We start from the raw sequence: 22,472 nt of genomic DNA, 5'->3' as shown, positions 1-22,472 counted from the left end.
CATTTCCGGCACCCAAGCCAATCAGAGGTACTGCAATGACACTTCTCTCCCAGCAGATTTCCGGCTTCATCGAGAACTCCTCGTGGATCCGAAAGATGTTCGAATCAGGCATCGCCCTGAAGAAACAGTATGGCGCGGATGCCGTATGCGATTTCAGCCTCGGCAATCCCGATGTTCCCGCCCCCGCACTGGTCGGCGACATTCTGCGCGACCTTGCCGACAAGACCGAAGAGCCGTTCACCTTCGGCTACATGCCCAACGGCGGTTTTCCGTGGGCACGCCAGATCATCGCCAACCTCGTAAAGAAGGAGCAGGGCGTGGAAGTCGCCGCCGATGACTGCCTCATCTCCTGCGGTGCGGCCGGTGCCATGAACGCCTTCTTCCGTGCGGTGATGGAACCCGGCGACGAGGTGGTGGGCGTGGCCCCCTATTTCGTAGAATACGGATTCTACGCATCCAACCATCAGGTGGCCTTCAAGCCCGCCATGTCCAAGCCCGACACCTTCGAGCTGGACATCAACAGCATTGAAGCCGCCATGACGCCCAAGACCCGTGCGGTCATCATCAACTCGCCCAACAACCCCACCGGCGCGGTCTACACCAGAGAAGAAATCGCCTCGCTGGCCGAGCTGCTGGACGCCAAGAGCAAGGAATACGGCCGTCCTGTTTTCCTGATCTCCGACGAGCCTTACCGCTTCCTCGCCTTTGACGGCGTGGAGGTGCCCAGCGTGCTGCCCATGTACGACTATGCCGTGGTGCTCTCCTCCTTCTCCAAGAACCTGTCACTGGCAGGCGAGCGCGTAGGCTATGTGTGCCTTTCGCCCCGCATGCCCGACCGCGGCAGACTCATGGCGGGCCTCATGCTCACCAACCGCATTCTCGGCTTCGTAAACCCGCCCGTCATCGGCCAGCATCTGCTGAAGGCCGCCCTCACCGCGCAGGTGGATGCAAGCATCTACGAAAAGCGCCGTGACGTGATGGCCCGCGTGCTGACCGAAGCAGGATACGAATACCGCATGCCCAAGGGCGCGTTCTACTTCTTCCCCAAGGCTCCCGGTGGCGACGACGTGGCGTTCTGCCAGCGCCTGATGCAGGAGAAGGTACTCGCGGTTCCCGGCAGCGGCTTCGGCGGCCCCGGCTACTTCCGCCTTACCTTCTGCGTGGGTGAAGAAGTCATCGAACGTGCGGCCGAAGGCTTCAAGAAAGCCAACAGCTAGCTTCGGTTCAAAACCGACGTTATTTTATCCATTGAAGTAACGGCGCACCGCTCCATACTCGGTGCGCCGTTTTCCGTGAATGAAATTGGAGAGTTGCGTTGCATACAGATTTCCACTGCACCAGCAACTTCCCCTTGACAAGCTGACGGGAACCCTTGACTTTCCTTCGGGACTCGATTACCGATCTCGCTCTTATGTCTTTCACGTGGAGTGCTGATGTTTGATACACTTTCCGACAGACTGAATTCTGTTTTCAAAAAGTTCAGTGGTCAGAAGACCCTGAATGAGGAGAACGTGCAGGAGGGCCTGCGCGAGGTTCGCCTTGCCCTGCTTGAAGCGGACGTCAACTTCAAGGTCGTGAAGCAATTCACCGACCGTGTCCGTGAGCGTTGCCTCGGTCAGGAAGTGATCAAAGGCGTCAACCCCGCACAGCAGGTCATCAAGATCGTCCATGACGAACTTGTGGAACTGCTCGGCGGCGACACCACGGGTCTGGACCTGCGCGGTAAGCAGCCCTACGTCATCATGATGGTGGGCCTGCAGGGTTCCGGTAAGACGACTTCGTCCGCCAAGCTGGCGAACTATCTGCGCAAGCAGAAAATGAAGCCGTATCTGGTGCCTGCCGACGTTTACCGCCCCGCTGCAATCGACCAGCTGCACACGCTGGCCAAGCAGCTGAACATTCCGGCGTACAATTCCACCCCGCAGATGAATCCGGTGGATATCGCCGTGGCCGCATACGAAGAAGCGCGCGAACAGCAGTGTAATGTAATCCTGCTCGACACCGCCGGCCGCCTGCACGTGGATGAACAGCTCATGAACGAGCTGGTCACCATCAAGGAAAAGCTGAACCCGCAGGAAATTCTCTTCGTAGCCGACGCCATGACCGGTCAGGATGCCGTGACCGTGGCCGAAGCCTTCAACGCCAAGCTCGATCTTACGGGCGCCGTGCTGACCAAGATGGATGGTGACGCACGCGGCGGTGCGGCTCTCTCCATCAAGACCGTTACCGGCACTTCCGTGAAGTTCGTCGGTATGGGCGAAAAAATTTCCGACCTCGAAGTCTTCCATCCTGACCGTATCGCCGGTCGCATCCTCGGCATGGGTGACGTGCTCACCCTTGTTGAAAAGGCACAGGCCGAGGTTTCGCAGGAAGAAGCCGAAGCCATGGCCCTCAAGATGCAGAAGGCCGAATTCGACTTCGAGGACTTCCGCACCCAGATGCGCCGCATGCGCAAGCTCGGGTCGCTGGAAGGGATTCTCAAACTTATCCCCGGCATGGGTGCGCTGAAGGAAAAGCTCGGCGACCTGAACGTGCCGGATAAGGAAATGAACCGCATCGAGGCGATTATCAACTCGATGACGGATCAGGAACGTCGCAATCCCGACCTCATCAACGTCAGCCGCAAAAAGCGTATCGCAGGCGGCTGCGGTCTGAAGGTGCAGGACGTGGACAACCTCATCAAAAGCTTCTCGCAGATGCGAATGATGATGAAGCAGATGATGGGTGGCGGCGGCAAAAAGGGACAGATGGGCAAAATGCCCAAGATGTCCAACATGCCCACCATCCCCGGATTGAATCTGCCGGGAATGGGCAAACTGCGCGGCGTGCCCGGCAAAGCCGGAAAGGCCGATATGCCCAGCATGGAAGCCATGCAGGCAATGCAGGGCATGGGCGGAATGCCCGGAATGGGCGGTATGCCGGGAATGCCCGGAATGCCTGGCATGCCAGGATTCCCCGGCATGGACGGTGGCGATGCTTCTCAGGGCTTCTCCAAGGAAGACCTGAAGAAGAAACGCGACGCCCGCAAAAAAGAAAAGATGAAGAAGAAGCAGGGCCGCAAGAAAAAATAGCGGCTCTTTGGTCCGATAACGAATACGCGGAAAACCGGGGATTCTTTCTCCTTGCGCTTTCCGGGAAAAACCATATTATTACATAATATAATGGGAGAACAACGAGATGGCCGTTAAACTCAGACTGACCCGTATGGGCAACAAGAAGCGTGCATTCTACCGTGTCGTGGCGACGAACACTCAGTCCCGCCGCGATGGTCGTCCCCTTGAATACCTGGGCTACTACAACCCCATGGTTGAGCCTGCCGAAATCAAGATCGACATGGACAAGGTTCAGAAGTGGATGAACGACGGCGCTGAACTCAGCGACACCGTTCGCGCACTTCTCAAGCAAGTAAAGTAGCTTCTGTTCATGGCGACCTGCCTAGGCAGCTCACCTATTGCTGACATCCTGCTGAACAACGACTGGAGGTGAGCCATGTTGAAGGATCTGGTTGAGTACATCGCGAAATCGCTTGTGGACAACCCTGACGCAGTCTCCGTTGCTGAGGTCGAGGGTGAACAGACTTCTGTTCTTGAACTGAAGGTAGCCAAGGAAGACCTTGGCAAGGTAATCGGCAAGCAGGGCCGTACGGCCCGCGCGATGCGCACCATCCTCGGTGCCGCCTCCACCAAAGCTAGGAAGCGCTCTGTTCTGGAAATTCTGGAATAAAGCCTCCGCCCGGGCGGATGACTGACAGTCGACTCTTACAGATAGGCTTGATCGTCAAGCCACACGGATTGCGGGGGGAAGTCTGCGTTGAATACTACGCGGACTCCCCTTTACTTCTGAACGATTTCGTGTGGTTGCAGAAAGGCAAGGCAAAGCCCACCCGTCACAAGGTGGTCTCTACTCGCGCCCATCAGGGACGCGAACTGCTGCTGCTTGAGGATTGCCGCGACAGGAACTGCGCAGAGACCCTGCGTAATGTGAGCGTTCTCGTACCCGAGAATGCACTGCCCGACCCCAGCGAGGATGAGGTTTACCTCTACCAGCTCGAGGGTCTGGAGGTACGCCTGCAAGACGGCACCTCTATCGGGCACATCGTTAACTTCCAATTCAATGCCGGATCAGAGGTCTGGGTGATAGAAAGCGCCGATAAGCGGGAAGTGCTCTTCCCCGCCACCGACGAGTTCGTCACCGACATTGATCTTGATAACGGCACTGTCACAATAGCACCGCCAGAAGGACTGCTCGACCTCTATCTGGGCGGCGAGTAGCACAGCTCCATCATGCAATTCACCATCGTCACGCTCTTTCCGGAGTTCTTTGACTCCGCGCTCGGGTGCGGACTCATGGCCAAGGCCAATGAATCCGGGCTCGTCTCGTTCGCGTTCAAGAATCCCCGCGAGTTCACGACGGACAAACACCACACCGTGGACGACCGCCCTTACGGCGGCGGCCCCGGCATGGTCATGATGGCAGACCCGCTGGCCAAGACACTGCGCAGCATTCAGGAATCTTCGGGTAAGCCCGGCAGAATCCTGATGATGGCCCCCAAAGGCCGCCCCTTCACGCAGGCCATGGCCCGCGAGCTGGCACAGGAAGAGTCCGTGACCATCATCTGCGGACGCTATGAAGGCTTTGATGCGCGACTGGAAGAGCTGTTCGCTATTGAGCCTGTCTCCATCGGCGACTATGTGCTCAACGGCGGCGAAACCGCCGCCCTCTCCGTCATCGAAGCCACCTCGCGCCTCGTCCCCGGCTACATGGGACATGAGGATTCCGGCGAGGAGGAAAGCTTTTCCGCAGGATTGCTGGAATATCCCCACTACACCCGCCCGGATGTCTTTGAAGGGCTGGAAGTGCCGGAAATCCTGAAATCCGGCGACCATAAGCGCATTGCCGAATGGCGCCGCGAACAGGCGTTGAAGATAACTCTGCACAATAGACCTGATATTTTGCAGGAAGCACCCCTGTCTTCCAACGATCTGGAAATATTGAAAAAAGAAGACAGAAATCGCGTCGGCAGAAATCTCTTTTGCGCACTGGTTCACTATCCTGTTGTAAATAAAGAGAAAAAATCTGTCGCGGTTTCTTTGACAAACCTCGATATACACGATATAGGCCGCTGTTCATGCACCTATGGTCTCGGTGGCTACTACATTTCCACTCCCATCGAAGATCAGAGACGCATGTTGGATGAACTGCTCCGGCACTGGGTGACCGGTCCGGGAACCGCCGCCAACCCCGATAGAGGTGAGGCATTGCAGATCATCCGTGGTGTCGGGTATATTGAAGACGCCGTGCGCGATATTTCGGAACGGACCGGACAGAAGCCCCTGTTGGTAGCGACGAGCGCCAAGGGTGCGGGCAATATGAATTTTGCCGATATCCGCCATATTCTGGCGGAACGTCCTGTTCTGCTTCTGTTTGGTACGGCTCACGGTCTCGCCCCGCAGGTTCTGGAGGAGTGTGACGGAATACTGCGGCCGGTTCGATACCTTGACGGCTACAACCACCTCTCTGTGAGAACGGCTGCAGCCATTATCATTGATCGGATATTGGGCGACGCACTGTGAGCGCCGCACCGTAAAGTTTACAAACGAACGCAAACCCCACGTAACCCGTGTTGCGAAAAATTAGGCCAAAGGGGACACTAATATGAATGCTATTCAGAAGATCGAACGTGAACACTTGCGCATCGACATGCCGAAGTTCAACAGCGGCGACACCGTTAAGGTTCACATGCGCATTATCGAAGGCGAAAAGGAACGCATCCAGGTTTTCCAGGGTGCAGTAATCCGCATCAGCAAGGGCACCACCGACGCTACCTTCACCGTCCGCAAGGTTTCCGAAGGTGTTGGCGTTGAGCGCGTGTTCCCCCTGCACTCTCCTTCCATCGAGCGCATTGAACTGGTTCAGGAAGGCCGCGTACGCCGCAGCCGTCTGTACTACCTGCGCGACCTCAAGGGCAAGGCTGCCCGCATCAAGCCCAAGAAGCGCTGGTAAGCTCTTCGGGCTGTTGCACCAAGGTGATGAAAGGGGTTGGCGCTGCCAGCCCCTTTTTTCGTGTCCGGCGACTGCCCTACATACGTATCTCCCGGCACGTTTCTTCTTGAACAGACAGGAGAAACCTGTCTACAAGAGGCATGGCCAAAGGATACGGCCCAAGACCTTTCACCCTGCAATAGGAACGCTGCATGCCCCGCAAGAAAAACGCCGCACCCCTTGCCATGAACCTGCTCACTCCGGACGGAACCGAACCGGATCTGCAGGCAACATGGCCGCATCCCTTTGCCGGCATCGATGAGGCCGGACGCGGATGCCTTGCGGGCCCCGTCGTCGCGGGAGCCTGCATTCTGCCGCAGGGACTGGTCATCGAAGGACTCACCGACTCCAAGAAGCTTACCGAGAAAAAACGCGAGGCGCTCTACCCCGTTATCCGGCAGCAGGCGCTGGCTTGGGGCGTGGGGGTTGTCTGGCCTGAGGAAATCGACCGCATCAACATCCTGCAGGCCACCTTTCTGGCCATGCATCGCGCAGTGCAGGCCTTGCGGGTTCCTCCGGTCTTCCTCGCCATAGACGGCAACCAGAAGATTCCCTTCGAACTTGCCGCAGACATGCCGCAGACCACCGTCATCAAGGGCGATCTCAAAATTCCGGCCATTTCCGCAGCTTCCATACTGGCCAAGACATTCCGCGACAGGCTCATGAACAGCCTGCATCGCCGCTACCCCCAATACGGGTTTGCGCAGCACAAGGGCTACGGCACACAGGAGCACATTGCAGCCATTGCGGAGAACGGCCCCTGCCGCATGCACCGCCTCACCTTTGCCAAGGTTCGTCCGGAGACACCCCAAACCGTGGTGACGGAGCAGGCCTCACTGTGGTAGGCAACCGCGGAGAACAGACGGCGACGGCTCCTCACCTTGTCACCGGTGCCAATGGCGAAGACGCCGCAGCCCGTTTCCTGCTGGACAGGGGCTACCGCATAACGGCCCGCAACTGGCGGCACGGCAGACTGGAACTGGACATTGTCTGCACACGCGGGAAGGAAACCATCTTCGTTGAAGTGAAAACCCGCAGCAAAGGCTCCCTGCAGCGACCGGACGAGGCGCTGACGGCAGCCAAGCGCCGAACCCTCATCAAGGCGGCGCAGCACTATATTTCCGCGGCAAACCTGTGGGACAGGCCTTGCCGGTTCGACCTTATCGCCGTTGTACGCACCGGCGACGCATACCAAGTGGAGCACATGGAAAATGCCTTTGATCTCTCCGAACCTGTGGGTGGTGGCAACACCGCTTGGCAACCCTGGTGATCTTTCCCCCCGCGCCCGGGAAGTGCTGGAAGCCGCAGATCTGGTACTGGCGGAAGATACCCGTCGTGCCGGAACCCTGTTTAAGATGACCGGCGTCACGGTCAAGAAGCTTGCCAGCTTTCACGATCACAACGAGGAAGCCAAGGCGCCTTCGCTGGTGGAAGCCATGCAGCAGGGGCAGGTACTTGCGCTGGTCTCCGATGCGGGCATGCCCCTCTTTTCCGACCCCGGCTACCGGCTGGTGCGCCTTGCACGGCAGGAAGGCCTTGCCGTCTCCGTTGTCCCCGGCCCCAGTGCTCCGCTTACCGCCCTCGCAGCCAGCGGCATTGCTCCGCAGCCATTCACCTTCATGGGCTTTCCGCCCCGCAAGAAGAGTGATCAGGAAAAGTTTTTCGGCGAGTTCCGCGCGGTGCAGACCACACTGGTCTTCTTCGAGCGCAAGAACCGCCTCGCGGAAACGCTGACCGTAGCCCACGCAGTGCTCGGACCAAGAGAATTGTGTGTCGCACGGGAATTGACCAAGACACATGAGGAGTTTATCCTCACCCGCTTGGAGGAACACGCCTCCGTTCCCGATGACCTGCTGGGAGAAATCACCGTGGTCATCGGCCCCCCGGAAAGCGTGGACAAGCCGGACGAAAACGCCGTCCTCGCCCTTGTCAGGGAAGAATCGGCCGCGGGCGGAAAACCCCGCGACATCGCCCGCCGCGTGAAAGACCGCGTACAGGGCTGGAGCGTAGGCGAGATATATCAGCTCATGCAACGCTGACAGCCCGATTTTGCGATAGATCCGAACATCAGGTTACCCTTCGGCCGACGAGACATGCCATGAACACCATGACGGATGCCCGAACCCTGCTGCGCTGCTTTCTGCGCACCTACCTTGTAGGTGCCGCGTTCAACACGCGCGGCCTGCAGAATGTGGGCATTGTCTACGCCATGGAACCCGGGCTGCGGGCCATCTATCCCGACCCCAAGCAACGCCGGGACGCTCGCAAGCGGTACCTGAAGCATTATAATACGCACCCCTTCTGGACCCCGTTGCTGGTGGGAACCTTCCTTTCGCTGGAGGCGCTCATCGCCCGTGGCAAGGCTCCCGCAGAAATGCTGACGGCACTGAAGGATACGACCACCTACACCCTCTCGGCCATCGGAGACTCCGTCTTCGGCGGGAGCTTTCTGGTGTTCTGGTCGCTGACAACCACCTGCATGCTTGTGGCAGACATGCACTGGGTGGCCCTGTGCTGGTCGCTCATGCTGTTCCTGACCCTGCACGCATTCAAGCTATTCACCTTTGCGGCAGGCCTTCGCGGCGGCCTCAAGGTGCTGAACATGCTTAAGAACTGGGATCTTATCAACTGGGGCGAGCGACTCAAACTCGCCAACGCCGTTGTTCTTGTGATACTATTGTACGAAGTCTGGCCATGGGCACATCTGGAAAGCATCTGGGGGTATTCATGGGAGCTGGCTTGGGGGCTTGCCAGCGCCGGGCTATGTCTGGCCGGTTGGATCTTGGGGCGATTCCACCTGTCCAGAATCATACTACTCTTTATCCTGGCACTGGCTGCGCTTATCGTACCCATGCTGACAGGATACTTCTCATCCGGCATGTAGGCCGCGTGAGACCGAATAAAGGATAGCACAGAGTGCACAACACGATTAGCGAACATGAGGGCTGCTTTTCAGCAATCATCTGCGTGCGGAACGAACTGGGCCTGCATGCCCGCCCTGCGGCGCGCATTGCGCAGGAAGCCCAGAAGTTCCAGTGCGAACTGAGGCTCGTGGTGGATGATCAGGAGGTGGACGCCAAGTCCATTCTCGACATCCTCTCCCTTGCCGCCGCACGAGGAACCGAGCTCACCCTGAAGGGATGGGGCGACGACGCGAAGCAGGCCCTTGAACATATGGCACACGTCTTTCAATGCACATTGGGAGAGGGGGCATAAGTGGCACGCGAAATTCTCCACGGCGTCGCGGTTTCCGCAGGCATTTCCATCGGCAAGGCGTTCTTCATCAACCGCCAGAGCCGCAGACACATCCCGCGTGAAACCATTCCCGCCAGCAAGGTGGATTACGAAATCGACCGCCTCACCAGCGCGTCCGCTCAGGTACGCGAAGAGTTTGAGGCTGCCCGCGCCAAGGTCCCCGAAGAGCTTCGGGAACACGGCGCGATCATCGACTCGCACCTTATGATCTGTCAGGACCCCAAGCTCATGCTGGCAGCTGCCACCCGCATCCGCGAACGCGGTATCACGGCGGAATGGGCCCTTGAGCAGTCCGTGGAAAGCATCGCAGCCGCCTTCAGCGCCATCGACGATCCGTACATCCGCGAACGTATTCAGGACGTGCGCGTGGTGGCCGAGCGCATCATGCAACGCCTGCTCGGCGGCAAGGACACCTCGCGCGCCCTTGAGGAACGCATGGTGCTCATGGCGCACGACCTGACGCCGGCAGATACCATCGAGCTGGAACAGGACAAGATCATGTCCTTTGCCACCTGCGAAGGTGGCAAGACCTCGCACACGGGCATTCTGGCCCGCTCGCTGCAAATTCCCGCCATCGTCGGCGTGGAAGGCCTTGAAGAAACCGTACGCGACGGCGACCTGATCATCGTGGACGCCCTGCGTGGCCGCATTCTCATCGGCCCCACGGAAGACGAACTCGCCGATTATTCCGACCTGAAGTACCAGTTCGAGAACTACCAGAAGTCCATCGTCCGCCAGTGCAAGCTGCCCGGCGAAACCGTGGACGGCTTCCGGCTGGACATTCAGGCCAACATAGAACTTGCCGACGAGCTGCAAAGCGTGCTCGACAACGGCGGCGAAGGCGTGGGCCTCTACCGTACGGAATACGCCTTCCTCAACCGCAAGGAAGCCCCCTCGGAAGAAGAGCTCTACCGCGAATACGCTACCATTGCCGAACGCCTTGCCCCCGCCAAGGTCACCTTGCGCACGCTGGACGTAGGCGCGGACAAGATGATGAACACGCAGGAGAAGCTGGAAGAAGCCAACCCCGCTCTCGGCCTGCGTGGCATCCGCTACTGCCTGAAGAATCAGGAGCTGTTCCGCCGCCAGCTGCGTGCCATTCTGCGCGCCAGCGTACATGGCAACGTGGCGGTCATGTTCCCCATGATCTCCGGCATCAAGGAAGTGCGGCAGGCACGCTACCAGCTCAACATTGTCCGGCAGGAACTGGACGAAGCCGGCATTCCCTACAACCCCAACATGCCCGTGGGCATCATGATCGAGCTGCCCAGCGCGGTCATGATCTCCGAAACGCTGGCGCAGGAAGTGGACTTCTTCTCCATCGGCACCAACGATCTCATCCAGTACTCGCTGGGGATCGACCGCGCCAACAAGCACGTCTCCTACCTGTACCAGCCCCTGCATCCGGCCATTGTGCGGTCCATCAAATATGTTGTGGACGCCGCCCACCGTGCGGGCATAGAAGTGAGCGTCTGCGGCGAAGTGGCATCCGACCCCTACTGCATCCCCATCCTCATGGGCATGCAGATAGATGCGGTTTCCATCGCTCCGCAGGCCATACCCGGCATCAAGCGCATCATCCGTCAGGTGAACATGGAAGAATGCAAGCAACTGCTGCGTGACGTGCTCAGCCACGCCACGGTTTCCAAGATCAACCGCAAGGTACGCCAGACCATATTCAAGCGCTTCCCTGAAGAACTGACATTTTTCGCATCCCTGCTTGATCAGGACGATTAGACATAGACCATGAGCAAAAAGAACAAGAAGGAATCCAGCGGGCATATCGCAAAAAACAAGAAGGCCCGCCACTACTACGAACTGCTTGAAAACCTTGAAGCGGGCATTGAACTGCGCGGTACCGAGGTGAAGTCGCTGCGTGCCGGACTCGTCGCCTTCCGCGACAGCTATGTCCAGTTCAAGTCTGGCGAGGCATGGCTTGTGGGCCTGCATATCGCTCCCTATGAGAACGCCGGTTACGCCCAGCACGACCCCGACCGCGACCGCAAGCTGCTGCTGCACCGCCGCCAGATCGCCGCATGGGCAGCCAAGGTGGATCAGCGTGGTTTCTCCGTGGTTCCCGTGGCCATCTATTTCAAGGACTCCCGCGTCAAAGTGGAAATCGCCCTCGGACGGGGCAAGAAGCTGCACGACCAGCGCGACAGCATCAAAGAACGCGACATTCAGCGTGACGTGGCCCGCCAGTTGGCAGGCATGTAGCAGTTCAGGCAGTTTGGGGAGTTATTTTATTGCCTCCGGCGGGGAGGGCTCTGCCCTCCACCCGGCAGGGGTCTAAGCCCCCTGCACCCCGTAAATAACGAGGACGCGAAGGATAATCGCAGCCCCCCCTTTCGGGGTTTCCAAAGGGAATCATTCCCTTTGGCGGGGAACGGGGCAACGCCCCGTTCTTCCCTATCCTTTCCCTTCCTCCGCACACCTCCAACCCTGCCAACGGCAGACAGCCGCAACACAGACAGCCCATGACGAAGACCACCGCCCTCAACGCCACCCAGCGACACTTTCTGCAGAACCTGTTTCCGGGTTCCGACTGCCTGACCACCCCTGAGGAAATGCTGATCTTCGAAACCGACGCCAGCCGCCTGACAGGCCTGCCGCTGGCGGTTGTCCGCCCGCTGGAGGAAGAACAGATCGTGGAGCTGCTGCGCTGGGCACACGCCGAGCGCATTCCGCTCTACCCCCGCGCCCGTGCCACTAACGTGGTTGGGCTGTGCGTGCCGGAAAAACCGGGAATCGTCATATCCACCCTGAAAATGGACCGCATCATCGACGTGGACGCCGACGATTTCGTGGCCGTTGTGGAACCCGGCATCATCACCGGCGACCTGCAGAAACACGTGGAGGGCATGGGACTCTTTTATCCGCCCGATCCTGCCAGTTTCGGTATCTCGACAATCGGAGGGAATGTCGCGACCTGTGCAGGCGGCATGCGTGCGGTAAAATACGGCGTAACCCGCGAATGGGTGCTGGGCTGCCGCGTGGTGCTGCCCGGCGGCAAGGTCATCGAATGCGGTGGTCGCAACCACAAAAACGTTGTGGGGCTGGATCTTACCCGCCTCATGGTGGGCAGCGAGGGCACGCTTGGCGTGATGAGCAACGTCACCCTCAAGCTCATGCCGAAACCCGAAGCAACAGCCTCCCTCATGGCCGGCTTCGCATCGCTGGAAGATGCCATGGGGGCGGTGCGCAGCGTATTCCGCTCGGGCATTCTGCCCACCGCGCTCGAATTCATGGGCGCAGAGGTGCTGGATTGTCTGGCCAAGCTGGTTTCCGTACCGTGGCCGCAGGGCGAAAATGGTGTCCGTGCCGTCCTGCTGTTCCGTCTGGACGGCAGTGAAGCGGCCCTGCCTGCGGACCTTGCCCGTCTGCATAAGGCCCTTCAGGCCGCCGACGAAGCCCCCGTCTGGCTGGAGCAGGGACTGGGCTCAGAGCAAGAGGAACCACTGTGGGAAATCCGCCGGCTCATCAATCCCGCTTCCTACTACGTTGCCCCAAACAAGATTTCCGACGACGTCACCGTTCCCCGCGGCAAACTGCTCACCGCCCTGCTTGGCATCCGCAGAATCGCGGAAGAAAGCGGCCTGACCATCCTCACCTTCGGCCATGTGGGCGACGGCAACATCCACGTGAACGTCATGCACGATGCCTCCGATCCCGACCAGAAGGCACGGGCGCAAAAGGCCAAGCTGGCAGTCATGGAGCATGTGCTGGCACTCAAGGGCACCCTGTCGGGCGAACACGGCATCGGCCTGACCAAAGCCCCCTACGTGCACAAACAGCTTTGCGAAGAAGAGCGGCGCATCATGCGCGACATCAAGACCGCATTTGACCCCCATGGCATCATGAACCCGGGCAAAGCGTTCTGACGGCAGTTGCAGACTCTCTCCGGACTGTCTTCCGGCATGTCCGATACGCCCACCCGTTTCAGCCTTTGCCCCAAGGCGACCCAGCCACATATTTCTTTTTCTTCAGCTCGCTGCCCGTTGCCGAGCACGGTAAAACAGGCTACCCTTTACTGAATTACGTCATGAAGACAGGCGGCGCGTGCCGCCCGGACAACCACGTGACGAAGCCGTACAGAGGATGACCATGCGCCTTGCCAATACCGTTCGCGGCACGATTGCCGTTCTGACCATCTGCATGCTTGCCGCACTGCTGACGGGCGGCTGCAGTGGCAAACGACATGCCGACAGGACGCATGATGATCCATCCCGTGAGCAGATTCTGGTGAACAACTCCAAAACCGCCCTTGAGCAGCTTGCCAAGGCGGACGACGTGCCACCATTCCGTTCATACCTGCGCAAGGCCAAGGGCGTGGTCATTTTTCCCTCCCTGTACAAGGGCAGCTACTTTATCGGCGTTGAAGGCGGCACAGGGGTCATGCTGGCCCGCAATACGGACGGCTCGTGGACGCCCCCGTCCTTCATCACCATGGCAGACCTGAGCTTCGGCTTTCAGGCAGGCGGACAGATCACAACCTGCATGCTCATCCTGATGGAACAGGAGTATGTTGAAGACGCCCTGCAGAGCGGCCTGACGCTGAATGCCGACATTTCCGCCGCCATCGGCCCGACGGGTCACAGCGGCCAGATTGATTACGGAACCCACACAAAGGGCATAGTTTACGTTGCCTTTACACGCGGAATCGCCTTCAGCATGGCGCTGGAAGGCGGCACCATTGCCATAAATCACGACCGCAACCTCTCCTATTACGGCATGGGCGTAACACCCGCCGAAATCGTTTCAGGCAAGGTCGATAACAGCGGGTCGTTTGAGTTGCGTGACACGCTCGCCTCACTGGCAGCTGAAACCAAGGAAAGCGGCATAGAATAATCATGAACGACAGCACTCAGAATCCGCCCGCGCAGGAGTGCATCCTGTGCGGGCGTTGCCTTTCGGTCTGCCCCGTCATGCTCACCACGGGACGCGAGGAACTTTCTCCCAAGGCCAAGCAGTACATGCTGAAAACGCTGGCCCGCTCGCCGGAACGGCTGAACGTGGTGGATTGCCGCGAACTGGCGGACAAGTGCCTCTCCTGCGGGCGTTGCCTTGCAGCCTGCCCGCAAAAGCTCTCCGTTCCGCAGAAGCTGGCGGAACTGCGGGCCATGCATCCCGGCTGGCAGCAGTGGGTGTGGAAGCAGTGGATAGAACGGGGCGCGGCCCTGTGGCCCGCACTCGCCACCTTCGGCAAGGTTGCGCCCAAGGACATCGGCCCGAAGACCTTCTCCCGCCTGATGGATTCCATGCGCGCCATGGCGCCCGCACGCGACATCACTCCCTGGCTGAAGGTGGAGAACTATGACCGCAACGTGGGCGAAGGCCACTCCATACTGCTCTTTGCGGGCTGTACTGCGCGACGCATTCAGAAGTCGTGGCATGCCAAGGCGTTAACCCTGCTGAAAAAGCTGGGCTTTCAGGTGCTTTCGGAAAACGCCATGACCTGCTGCGGACTTACGCTGGACCACGCGGGCATTCCCGATGCCGCCCATTCCGCACGCCAGAGGAATGTCGACGCATGGCGCGCTGCGGGGCGTCCGCGCATGACCACCTTCTGCGCCACCTGCCAGCACGGGCTTGCCGAATATGCCCACTGCACCGACGTAAACTGGGAACAGGGAGAGGCTGACCAATTTGCCGCATCGCTGGTACCGCTCTCCGCCCTGTGGGGAGAAAGCACCTTTGTTACCACCGAGGATGCGCCAAAACGCGTCCGCTACCACCAGCCCTGTCACTGGGGCGGCAAGGACCCGGACAAGGCATGGCTTGCCAAGACACTGGCGAACAGAATGTCAGCCCCTTCCGGCGTACAGTGCTGCGGCATGGGAGGCGTTCTGCAACTAGGTGACCAGCCCCTCTCGCGTGAGGTGGCCAAACGCTGCTGGAACGCCCTCGATCCGGATGCCGGAACGCAGGTGCTCACAGGTTGCAGCGGCTGCACCCTGCAATTGCGCAGCTCCCGTCCCGCATTGGACGACAAGGATGTTCCCGTAGGCCACTGGCTGGACATCATCATTCCCTGACGAACTGCGGTGCCGTTTCCCGACGAGAGGGAGACGGCACTTCTCTTTTCCTGCAATGCCACCGGATTGAAGTTGCGCCCCCCCGCCTGCAAAAAACAGCGGACACGGAAAATCCTGCAACATCCTGCAACTAATATGCGTTGCGTGTCTTGCCAATGCGCGTTGCGTTCTTAGTAGTTTTCCAGTACGAATAACCGGATTCGTCAATGGTCCGCCGTTCACGCTGCCACATAGCCTGCGGCCCCGCTGACGACACTTCATCAACGTTCCGTCCATCCCTCCGGTTCGCCGGAGACCAGATACGCCTTTTTCGGGAGAAAGAATGCTCGGCCTTATCAAAAAAGTCTTCGGCTCAAAGAACGACCGTTTCCTCAAGCACCTGCGCCCCATCCTCGCCACCATCAATTCCATGGAATCCGGACTTCGCGAAAAGTCCGACGAATACTTCCCCTCGCGCATTGCCGAGCTGAAGCAGATGGTTGCCGACGGCGCATCCCTTGATTCCATTCTTCCCGAAACCTTCGCCATGGTGCGAGAAGCCGGTCGCCGCGTGTTCAACATGCGCCACTATGATGTTCAGCTCATCGGCGGCTGCGTGCTGCACAACGGCATGATCTCGGAAATGAAGACCGGTGAAGGTAAAACCCTTGTGGCCACCCTGCCCGTAGTGCTCAACGCGCTGACCGGCAAGGGCGTGCACGTAGTGACCGTGAACGACTATCTCGCCAAGCGTGACGCGCAGTGGATGAGCCAGCTTTATGGCTTCCTCGGCCTGACCACGGGCGTTATCGTACACGGTCTTACCGACGAAGAACGCAAGGAAGCCTACAACGCGGACATCACCTACGGTACCAACAACGAATTCGGCTTCGACTACCTGCGCGACAACATGAAGTTCTACAAGGAACAGCTGGTGCAGCGCCCCCACCACTTCGCCATCGTGGACGAAGTGGACTCCATCCTCATCGACGAAGCCAGAACTCCGCTCATCATCTCCGGTGCTTCCGAGCACACCACCACGCTGTACGCCCAGATCGACAACATCATTCCTTCGCTCAAGCAGGACCAGCACTTCACGATGGATGAGAAGGCCAAGTCCGTCTCCCTGACCGATGAAGGCGTGGCCCACTGCGAAAAGCTGCTCAATCTGGAAAACCTCTACGATGCGCAGAACATCACCCATCAGCACCACATTCTGCAGGCGCTGAAGGCGCACCATATTTTCAAGCGCGACGTGGACTACATCGTGAAGGACGGTCAGGTCGTCATCGTTGACGAATTCACCGGCCGTCTCATGCCCGGCCGCCGTTTCTCCGACGGCCTGCACCAGGCACTGGAAGCCAAGGAAGGCGTGAAGGTGGAAGCCGAGAACCAGACGCTGGCATCCATCACCTTCCAGAACTACTTCCGCATGTATGAAAAGCTTGCGGGCATGACCGGTACGGCTGATACCGAAGCCGTGGAATTCGGGCAGATCTACGGGCTGGAGGTCATCTCCATCCCCACCAACAAGCCCATGGTCCGCGTTGACCATCCCGACAGCATCTACCGCACCCGCCGCGAGAAGTTCAACGCCATCGTTCAGGAAATTGCCGAGCTGCACAAGAAGGGACAGCCTGTTCTGGTGGGCACCATCTCCATCGAGAACTCCGAGCTTATCTCCGGCATGCTCAAGAAGGTGGGCATTCCCCACAACGTGCTCAACGCAAAGCACCATGAAGAAGAAGCCCGCATCGTTGCGGAAGCCGGCCAGCGCGGCCACGTGACCATCGCCACCAACATGGCGGGCCGCGGTACCGACATTGTGCTCGGCGAAGGCGTACGCGAACTCGGCGGCCTGCACATCCTCGGCACCGAGCGTCACGAATCCCGCCGCATCGACAACCAGTTGCGCGGCCGTTCCGGTCGTCAGGGCGACCCCGGCAGCTCCCGTTTCTTCCTCTCGCTGGAAGACGATCTCATGCGCCTGTTCGGGTCTGAACGCATCTCCACCATCATGCAGAAGCTGGGCATGGAAGAAGGCGAGCCCATCGTCAACAACATGGTTTCCAAGGCCATTGAAAACGCCCAGAAGCGCGTTGAAGGCCACAACTTTGAAATCCGCAAAGCCCTGCTGGACTACGACAACGTCATGAACCAGCAGCGCGAAGTCATCTACACCCTGCGCCGCTCCTCCATGATGGAAACGGATCTGGAACCGCTGGTGCACGGATTCCTCGACGACATTCTGGACGAACTGTACGCCGAATGGGAAGCCCAGAAGACCCACGACGACGAAATGGCCGCCACCATGGCTGCCCGTCTGGACGAGACCTTCAACATTGCGCGCGACATGACCATGCCGCCCGTGCCGGACCAGAACGCCGTGCGTGAGGCCGTTCTCGGCAAGCTGAACGTACTGAAAAACGATGTACCGGAAATGTATTCCGACATCCTGCGCTACTTCATGCTGGAAGAGCTGGACCGCTGCTGGAAGGAACACCTGCTCAACATGGACCACCTGCGCGACGGCATTGGCCTGCGCGGCTACGGTCAGCGTGATCCCAAGCAGGAATACAAGCGCGAAGGCTTCTCCCTGTTCCAGTCCATGCTGCTGCGCATGCGCGAAAACATCTTCAAGGCGCTCACCCGCCTGCGCATCCAGAAGGCGGACGAGCAGGCCGAAGCAGAAGCCCGCCAGCGCGAAGAAGAGCGTCTGCGCGAAGAGCTGCGTCACAAGGAAGCCCAGAAGGATATTTCCTACTCCGCAGCGCAAGCTCCGCAGCAGGAAGAAGCCAAGAAGCAGCCTGCGCGCCGCGATGAGCCCAAGGTGGGCCGCAACGATCCCTGTCCTTGCGGAAGCGGCAAGAAATACAAGAAGTGCTGCGGCACCGGCGCCTAACACACAATACAAACGCCTGAGCCCGCTCACAGGGCAGGAGGTGTACTCGCATGGGTTTACCCGGCTTAACGGTACGCAGACACGTACTGACGCTTGCGATGTTCGCCTGCCTCATGCTCACGGCATGTGCATCTTCTCATCAGCCCGTTCCGGCCCCGGAGGCCGGACGGGCTGATGTTGTTTCGCTCACCCCCTACAATGCTGCCCTGCTGCAGCAGGCCTGCACCGCCTTGAACAGACCGGAGCTTGGCCAGTTCACGGCTTTCCACCCCCGTGTGGCGTATACGGCAGCCGCCTTCTCACAACTGGGGTATCTGCCGGAGCCCACTGTCCGCACCTGCCTTGCCGAACGCGGCTTCACCCTGCTCGGCTATTTCGACCTCCAACCGGCGGACTATCAGTTCTTCGCGGCCCAAGGCATGTATAAAGGGCGCAAGGTCTATATCGTTTCCGTGCGCGGTTCCGATTCGTCAGAAGACTGGATAACCAACATGCAGCTCGCCAACCGCGGCCTCAAGGACACCACCATTCCGGGGCGGGTCCATCAGGGCTTTCTGGGATATGCCGAAGCCGTTTACAACCAGATTGCGTGGAACGACGCCACACGCCCCCTGCTCACGGAAACATCCATGGGCAAGGCCGACCTGCTCATCACCGGTCATTCGCTCGGCGGAGCCGTGGGACTCATCTTCACGGCCATGATGCGCGGCATTGGCGTAGAACCCGGGCACATGCAGACCTATACCTTCGGCGCGCCCGCAGTAGGCGACAAGGAATTCTCCAGAGCCAACGACACGGGGAAGATTTTCCGCATAGAGCTTGAAGGGGATCCCGTCCCCTTTGCGGCCAGCATATCGCCATGGCTCTACGAACAGGCCAAGCGCAATCAGGATGAGGGCATAGAGGTTGACGCTACCTACCAAAGCCAGTTCATGCACATCGGCAAATCCTACACCTTCAATCCCAGGCAAGAGGGCTTCACGGAAGCCGACGCTGCGTTAGGCACGGAGAACCGCACCTTTCTGCTCTCCGTGGTCAACAACCTCATTGCCCTGTACTCCAGCAAGTATGACGTGCTGGAACACGACATCACCAGCTACATGACCATACTTGACAAGCACCTGCATTCGGAGGAAGGACAAGCGTTGATACAAAGGCTTGCGCAGCCTTGAACGGCATCGCCAAGGCTGGTTTCCTTTGCACGACCGCTTGCCACAGGCCGGACTTACTGAGCTGAAACAGTCCTCCGCCGGGTGCCTTTCCGCCCACGTTTCCGGACGGAACGCCCGTTCACCTGACAGACCCGAGGCTTGCACATACACTCGCAAGGCATGACGACATGCACCTGCCTGCGGCCTGTATGAACACGCCCGAACCGGAGCCGCCATGAACACCCCCAAGGGATACCGTTTCGCCACCATCGAGGCGAATCTGAAATATTCCGGCCGCAAGGATCTCGGCCTTATTGTGAGCGACCTGCCCGCCGCCGCTGCGGGCGTATTTACCACCAACAAATTTCAGGCAGCCCCTGTTGTCATGGCCAAGTCCCTGCTGGACGCCCGCCCCTTTGCGCGTGCCGTGCTGATCAACGCGGGCAACGCCAACGCATGCACGGGCGAACAGGGCCTTGCCAACTGCCGCCGCACCATGGAGCTGGTGTCTGACGCCGTCGGCCTGATGCCGGAAGAAATTCTTCCCGCCTCCACGGGCGTCATCGGCATGCAGTTCAACATGGCCAAGTGGGAAACCGCAGCCGCCCCGCTCGCATCCGATCTCGGCAAGAGCACTGCCGAAGACTTTTCCCGCACCATCATGACCACGGATGCCTTCAACAAGATCGTCTCGCGCACCGTGGAGATCGACGGCAAGCCCGTTACCCTGCTGGCCGTAGCCAAGGGCGCAGGCATGATCTGCCCCAACATGGCCACCATGCTTGCCGTGTTCATCACCGATGCCGCTGTCGACCCCGCCATGTGGCAGGAGATCTTCCGCGCAGGCGTTGACGAATCCTTCAATCGCGTCACCGTGGATGGCGACACCTCCACCAACGACACAGTGTTCGGCCTTGCCAACGGCGCTTCCGGCGTGGCCGTGAATGCCGCCAATCGCCCCGTCATGCAGGAGGCCGTAACCGCCGTCATGCGCGAAATTGCCTACAAGCTGGTGCAGGACGGCGAAGGCGCCACCAAGGTCATCCACATCAACGTGACCGGCGCGCAGAGCAAGGAAGACGCAGAGCTTGCCGCCCGCACCGTGGGTCACTCCCCGCTGGTAAAAACGGCCATGTATGGCCGCGACGCCAACTGGGGCCGCATTGTGGCCGCTCTGGGCCGCTCCGGTGCGCAGTTTGACCCCGAAGACGTGGTGGTGACCATGTGCGGCGTTGAACTGTTCCGCAACGGCCAGCCCACGGACGCCGATTTCGACACCATGCTGGAACCCTACCTCAAGGAAGTGGACATCATTCTGGACATCGAACTCGGGCACGGCAACGGCACCTACACCCTGCTGGCATCCGACCTGACCCACAAGTACATAGACATCAACGCGGACTACAGAAGCTAGCCGCCTGAACCATCCAGTCTGCCGAACATCAGAGGCCGGAGATTCATCTCCGGCCTCTTTGTTTACCTGTCGGGCTTCGCAGCTTGCCGCCTTCCCCGATTCTGCTACTGTAGCGATATGCCCTTATCCGCAGTGGAGAATCTCATGCGTTTTTCCCTGTTCTCACGACGCCCGCGCTGGCAATCCGTACAGGTGGAGGTCTCGACCCTCTGCCGCGCCTCGTGCATCTATTGCCCCCGCACCGCCTTGCGACAATCCTGGCGCAATACCCTGCTGCCCATGTCTGTCTTCCGCTCTCTGCTGCCCTCGCTGGCCCGTGTGCGCCATGTGCATTTGCAGGGCTGGGGCGAACCGCTCCTGCACCCCGACCTATCGCAGATGGTCGCCCTTGCCAGACAGCAGGGCTGCACGGCAGGCACCACCACCTGCGGTCTGGGAGTAAGCGATGAGCAGTTAGCCGCACTGGTTAACACCGGACTCGACGTCATGGCCTTTTCCCTTGCGGGCGGCGAAAGACACCACAACGCCCTGCGCCCCTCCACTCCCTTTACCGTCGTGCTGGATGCCATGGCCCGCCTGAAGTGTATCAAGGAGCAGCTCGGCAGCCCGCGCCCGCATATCCACATCGCGTGGCTCTCCACGGTTTCAGCCGTGGAGGATGTGTGCCTGCTGCCGGACCTCATGGAAGAGTACGGCATACATGAGGCGACCGTAAGCGGCATTTCTCTGGTAGCGGACGCCCGCATGTACGGCGAGTGCTTCGCCTCGCTCACGCAAGCAGAGTTCCGGCAGGCCATCAGACCTGTTGTCAGTGTTCTGGACGCAGCCTTTGAACACGGTTTGTCCATTCATGCTCGTCTGCCTGTACCAGATACGCCCGAGGTATCTGCCAGAAAGGAAGCATGCCCCCCGCCGCAACAGGAGAACGGGCCTGTTGCCACGTCTGGGCAGACAGGCATGATTCCTCATGGCGAGTTCATCAATGCAGCCTGTCCGGAGCCTGTGCAGCACAGTCTGGTGATCACGGCAGAAGGCAAGGTCACGCCGTGCATTCTCGGATGCCTGCCGGATAAGGATGCCGTGCAGTACACTGGAACGGGGCAGCACCCGCTTCCCTCGCTGGAGTTCGGCAACGTGGCAGAGGCTTCCCTTGAAACCATCTGGGCATCGCCTGCCTACAGGCAATTCAGAAAACAGGCGGCATCAGGCATTCTCCCTGCGCAGTGCACTTTTTGCCATGCACGGCAGGTATGCCGCATACAGGGCGGTATCCACCCGCCGGGGGACTCCATGACCGAACGCTTGGAGTTTCTCAGACAATGCGCCGCTGCTGAGCAGTGAACGGAAGAATCAGCAGCCCACGGAAGTTGCATGAAATTCCGTTTTTTCATGCCCTGTCCGGTTGACAGCCCTTCCCTGCTCTTGTAAAGAGTCTGTCTCGCATGTGTGGCCGCATGCGCCAGCCGCAAGGCTGAGGATTACGGTGAGGTGTCCGAGTCGGCCGAAGGAGCTCGCCTGCTAAGCGAGTATACGCCTTAAAAGCGTATCGGGGGTTCAAATCCCCCCCTCATCGCCAGAAGACAAAGGGTCCAGTCGCAAGACTGGACCCTTTTCTATTGTGCGGACAACAAGCACGCCATCTCGCCAAAAGAATTAGCAAACCAATACACAACTAACATCACTTATGATTTTAA

General features: G+C 59.4%; 21 protein-coding genes and 1 tRNA gene. All 22 read left to right on the top strand.

Features of this window, described 5'->3' with window-relative positions:
* The first annotated feature begins 35 nt into the window (after positions 1 to 35).
* The 22 genes from N1030_RS16770 (at position 36) to N1030_RS16665 (ending at position 22,354) form a co-directional block, all read left to right on the top strand.
* The gene (locus N1030_RS16770; protein WP_265826700.1) at positions 36 to 1,217 is read left to right on the top strand and encodes a pyridoxal phosphate-dependent aminotransferase; all 1,182 of its coding nucleotides are present in this window, start codon (positions 36 to 38) and stop codon (positions 1,215 to 1,217) included.
* A gap of 216 nt (positions 1,218 to 1,433) precedes the next feature.
* On the top strand, positions 1,434 to 3,071 hold the full coding sequence (gene ffh / locus N1030_RS16765) for a signal recognition particle protein (protein WP_265826699.1): 1,638 nt from the start codon (positions 1,434 to 1,436) through the stop codon (positions 3,069 to 3,071).
* Between the two features lie 106 nt (positions 3,072 to 3,177).
* Positions 3,178 to 3,414, top strand: a complete 237-nt coding sequence (gene rpsP / locus N1030_RS16760; protein ID WP_265826698.1) for a 30S ribosomal protein S16 — start codon at positions 3,178 to 3,180, stop codon at positions 3,412 to 3,414.
* A 75-nt stretch (positions 3,415 to 3,489) separates the two neighbouring features.
* Positions 3,490 to 3,723, top strand: a complete 234-nt coding sequence (locus tag N1030_RS16755; RefSeq protein ID WP_174404508.1) for a KH domain-containing protein — start codon at positions 3,490 to 3,492, stop codon at positions 3,721 to 3,723.
* 17 nt (positions 3,724 to 3,740) lie between these two features.
* Complete coding sequence (gene rimM / locus N1030_RS16750) at positions 3,741 to 4,271, top strand: ribosome maturation factor RimM (RefSeq protein ID WP_265826696.1); 531 nt, start codon at positions 3,741 to 3,743, stop codon at positions 4,269 to 4,271.
* Between the two features lie 12 nt (positions 4,272 to 4,283).
* On the top strand, positions 4,284 to 5,573 hold the full coding sequence (gene trmD, locus N1030_RS16745) for a tRNA (guanosine(37)-N1)-methyltransferase TrmD (protein ID WP_265826695.1): 1,290 nt from the start codon (positions 4,284 to 4,286) through the stop codon (positions 5,571 to 5,573).
* Between the two features lie 82 nt (positions 5,574 to 5,655).
* Positions 5,656 to 6,003 (top strand): 50S ribosomal protein L19, encoded by a 348-nt coding sequence (rplS, locus tag N1030_RS16740; protein WP_265826694.1) that lies wholly within the window; start codon positions 5,656 to 5,658, stop codon positions 6,001 to 6,003.
* Between the two features lie 224 nt (positions 6,004 to 6,227).
* Positions 6,228 to 6,887, top strand: coding sequence for a ribonuclease HII (locus tag N1030_RS16735; protein ID WP_265829098.1), 660 nt, complete (start codon positions 6,228 to 6,230; stop codon positions 6,885 to 6,887).
* Entirely contained in the window at positions 6,881 to 7,312 is a 432-nt protein-coding gene (locus tag N1030_RS16730) for a YraN family protein (protein ID WP_265826693.1), read from the top strand. The genes N1030_RS16735 and N1030_RS16730 overlap by 7 nt, the downstream gene beginning before the upstream one ends.
* Positions 7,254 to 8,081: a 16S rRNA (cytidine(1402)-2'-O)-methyltransferase gene (rsmI, locus tag N1030_RS16725; RefSeq protein ID WP_265826691.1), complete on the top strand. Its 828-nt coding sequence runs from the start codon at positions 7,254 to 7,256 to the stop codon at positions 8,079 to 8,081. Before N1030_RS16730 ends, rsmI begins: the two co-directional genes overlap by 59 nt.
* 68 nt (positions 8,082 to 8,149) lie before the next feature.
* Positions 8,150 to 8,926 carry a PTS system mannose/fructose/sorbose family transporter subunit IID gene (locus tag N1030_RS16720; RefSeq protein WP_265829096.1) on the top strand — a complete coding sequence of 259 codons (777 nt, stop codon included), beginning with the start codon at positions 8,150 to 8,152 and terminating at the stop codon, positions 8,924 to 8,926.
* Between the two features lie 32 nt (positions 8,927 to 8,958).
* Entirely contained in the window at positions 8,959 to 9,258 is a 300-nt protein-coding gene (locus tag N1030_RS16715) for an HPr family phosphocarrier protein (protein ID WP_265826690.1), read from the top strand.
* Complete coding sequence (ptsP, locus tag N1030_RS16710) at positions 9,259 to 11,034, top strand: phosphoenolpyruvate--protein phosphotransferase (RefSeq protein ID WP_265826688.1); 1,776 nt, start codon at positions 9,259 to 9,261, stop codon at positions 11,032 to 11,034. It abuts the gene before it with no gap.
* A gap of 9 nt (positions 11,035 to 11,043) precedes the next feature.
* Positions 11,044 to 11,514 carry an SsrA-binding protein SmpB gene (gene smpB, locus N1030_RS16705; RefSeq protein ID WP_265826687.1) on the top strand — a complete coding sequence of 157 codons (471 nt, stop codon included), beginning with the start codon at positions 11,044 to 11,046 and terminating at the stop codon, positions 11,512 to 11,514.
* Positions 11,515 to 11,774: 260 nt separating this feature from the next.
* Positions 11,775 to 13,178, top strand: a complete 1,404-nt coding sequence (locus N1030_RS16700) for an FAD-binding oxidoreductase (protein WP_265826686.1) — start codon at positions 11,775 to 11,777, stop codon at positions 13,176 to 13,178.
* Between the two features lie 223 nt (positions 13,179 to 13,401).
* Positions 13,402 to 14,145 carry a lipid-binding SYLF domain-containing protein gene (locus N1030_RS16695; RefSeq protein ID WP_265826685.1) on the top strand — a complete coding sequence of 248 codons (744 nt, stop codon included), beginning with the start codon at positions 13,402 to 13,404 and terminating at the stop codon, positions 14,143 to 14,145.
* Positions 14,146 to 14,147: 2 nt separating this feature from the next.
* Positions 14,148 to 15,332, top strand: a complete 1,185-nt coding sequence (locus tag N1030_RS16690) for a (Fe-S)-binding protein (protein ID WP_265826684.1) — start codon at positions 14,148 to 14,150, stop codon at positions 15,330 to 15,332.
* 322 nt (positions 15,333 to 15,654) lie between these two features.
* Entirely contained in the window at positions 15,655 to 18,213 is a 2,559-nt protein-coding gene (gene secA / locus N1030_RS16685) for a preprotein translocase subunit SecA (protein WP_265826682.1), read from the top strand.
* A 50-nt stretch (positions 18,214 to 18,263) separates the two neighbouring features.
* Positions 18,264 to 19,385 carry a lipase family protein gene (locus N1030_RS16680; protein WP_265826680.1) on the top strand — a complete coding sequence of 374 codons (1,122 nt, stop codon included), beginning with the start codon at positions 18,264 to 18,266 and terminating at the stop codon, positions 19,383 to 19,385.
* 214 nt (positions 19,386 to 19,599) lie between these two features.
* Positions 19,600 to 20,778: a bifunctional glutamate N-acetyltransferase/amino-acid acetyltransferase ArgJ gene (argJ, locus tag N1030_RS16675; protein WP_265826678.1), complete on the top strand. Its 1,179-nt coding sequence runs from the start codon at positions 19,600 to 19,602 to the stop codon at positions 20,776 to 20,778.
* 144 nt (positions 20,779 to 20,922) lie between these two features.
* Positions 20,923 to 22,119, top strand: coding sequence for a radical SAM/SPASM domain-containing protein (locus tag N1030_RS16670; RefSeq protein WP_265826677.1), 1,197 nt, complete (start codon positions 20,923 to 20,925; stop codon positions 22,117 to 22,119).
* A 141-nt stretch (positions 22,120 to 22,260) separates the two neighbouring features.
* Positions 22,261 to 22,354, top strand: a tRNA-Ser gene (locus N1030_RS16665).
* Positions 22,355 to 22,472 lie beyond the last annotated feature (118 nt).

This window comes from Desulfovibrio mangrovi (genome assembly GCF_026230175.1).
GTDB lineage: Bacteria > Desulfobacterota > Desulfovibrionia > Desulfovibrionales > Desulfovibrionaceae > Halodesulfovibrio > Halodesulfovibrio mangrovi.
The sequence above is the reverse complement of the archived record's forward strand: the minus strand, read 5'-3'. Positions and strand labels throughout refer to the sequence as shown.

Excerpts from the sequence above, each read along its gene's own strand:
- N1030_RS16735 (WP_265829098.1), top strand. The coding sequence starts at position 6,228 with ATGAACCTGCTCACTCCGGACGGAACCGAACCGGATCTGCAGGCAACA.
- N1030_RS16680 (WP_265826680.1), top strand. The coding sequence starts at position 18,264 with ATGGGTTTACCCGGCTTAACGGTACGCAGACACGTACTGACGCTTGCG.
- N1030_RS16700 (WP_265826686.1), top strand. The coding sequence starts at position 11,775 with ATGACGAAGACCACCGCCCTCAACGCCACCCAGCGACACTTTCTGCAG.
- ffh (WP_265826699.1), top strand. The coding sequence starts at position 1,434 with ATGTTTGATACACTTTCCGACAGACTGAATTCTGTTTTCAAAAAGTTC.
- argJ (WP_265826678.1), top strand. The coding sequence starts at position 19,600 with ATGAACACCCCCAAGGGATACCGTTTCGCCACCATCGAGGCGAATCTG.
- rplS (WP_265826694.1), top strand. The coding sequence starts at position 5,656 with ATGAATGCTATTCAGAAGATCGAACGTGAACACTTGCGCATCGACATG.
- trmD (WP_265826695.1), top strand. The coding sequence starts at position 4,284 with ATGCAATTCACCATCGTCACGCTCTTTCCGGAGTTCTTTGACTCCGCG.
- N1030_RS16670 (WP_265826677.1), top strand. The coding sequence starts at position 20,923 with ATGCGTTTTTCCCTGTTCTCACGACGCCCGCGCTGGCAATCCGTACAG.
- N1030_RS16720 (WP_265829096.1), top strand. The coding sequence starts at position 8,150 with ATGACGGATGCCCGAACCCTGCTGCGCTGCTTTCTGCGCACCTACCTT.
- N1030_RS16755 (WP_174404508.1), top strand. The coding sequence starts at position 3,490 with ATGTTGAAGGATCTGGTTGAGTACATCGCGAAATCGCTTGTGGACAAC.
- N1030_RS16690 (WP_265826684.1), top strand. The coding sequence starts at position 14,148 with ATGAACGACAGCACTCAGAATCCGCCCGCGCAGGAGTGCATCCTGTGC.
- N1030_RS16770 (WP_265826700.1), top strand. The coding sequence starts at position 36 with ATGACACTTCTCTCCCAGCAGATTTCCGGCTTCATCGAGAACTCCTCG.
- rpsP (WP_265826698.1), top strand. The coding sequence starts at position 3,178 with ATGGCCGTTAAACTCAGACTGACCCGTATGGGCAACAAGAAGCGTGCA.
- rimM (WP_265826696.1), top strand. The coding sequence starts at position 3,741 with ATGACTGACAGTCGACTCTTACAGATAGGCTTGATCGTCAAGCCACAC.
- smpB (WP_265826687.1), top strand. The coding sequence starts at position 11,044 with ATGAGCAAAAAGAACAAGAAGGAATCCAGCGGGCATATCGCAAAAAAC.
- secA (WP_265826682.1), top strand. The coding sequence starts at position 15,655 with ATGCTCGGCCTTATCAAAAAAGTCTTCGGCTCAAAGAACGACCGTTTC.
- N1030_RS16695 (WP_265826685.1), top strand. The coding sequence starts at position 13,402 with ATGCGCCTTGCCAATACCGTTCGCGGCACGATTGCCGTTCTGACCATC.
- rsmI (WP_265826691.1), top strand. The coding sequence starts at position 7,254 with ATGCCTTTGATCTCTCCGAACCTGTGGGTGGTGGCAACACCGCTTGGC.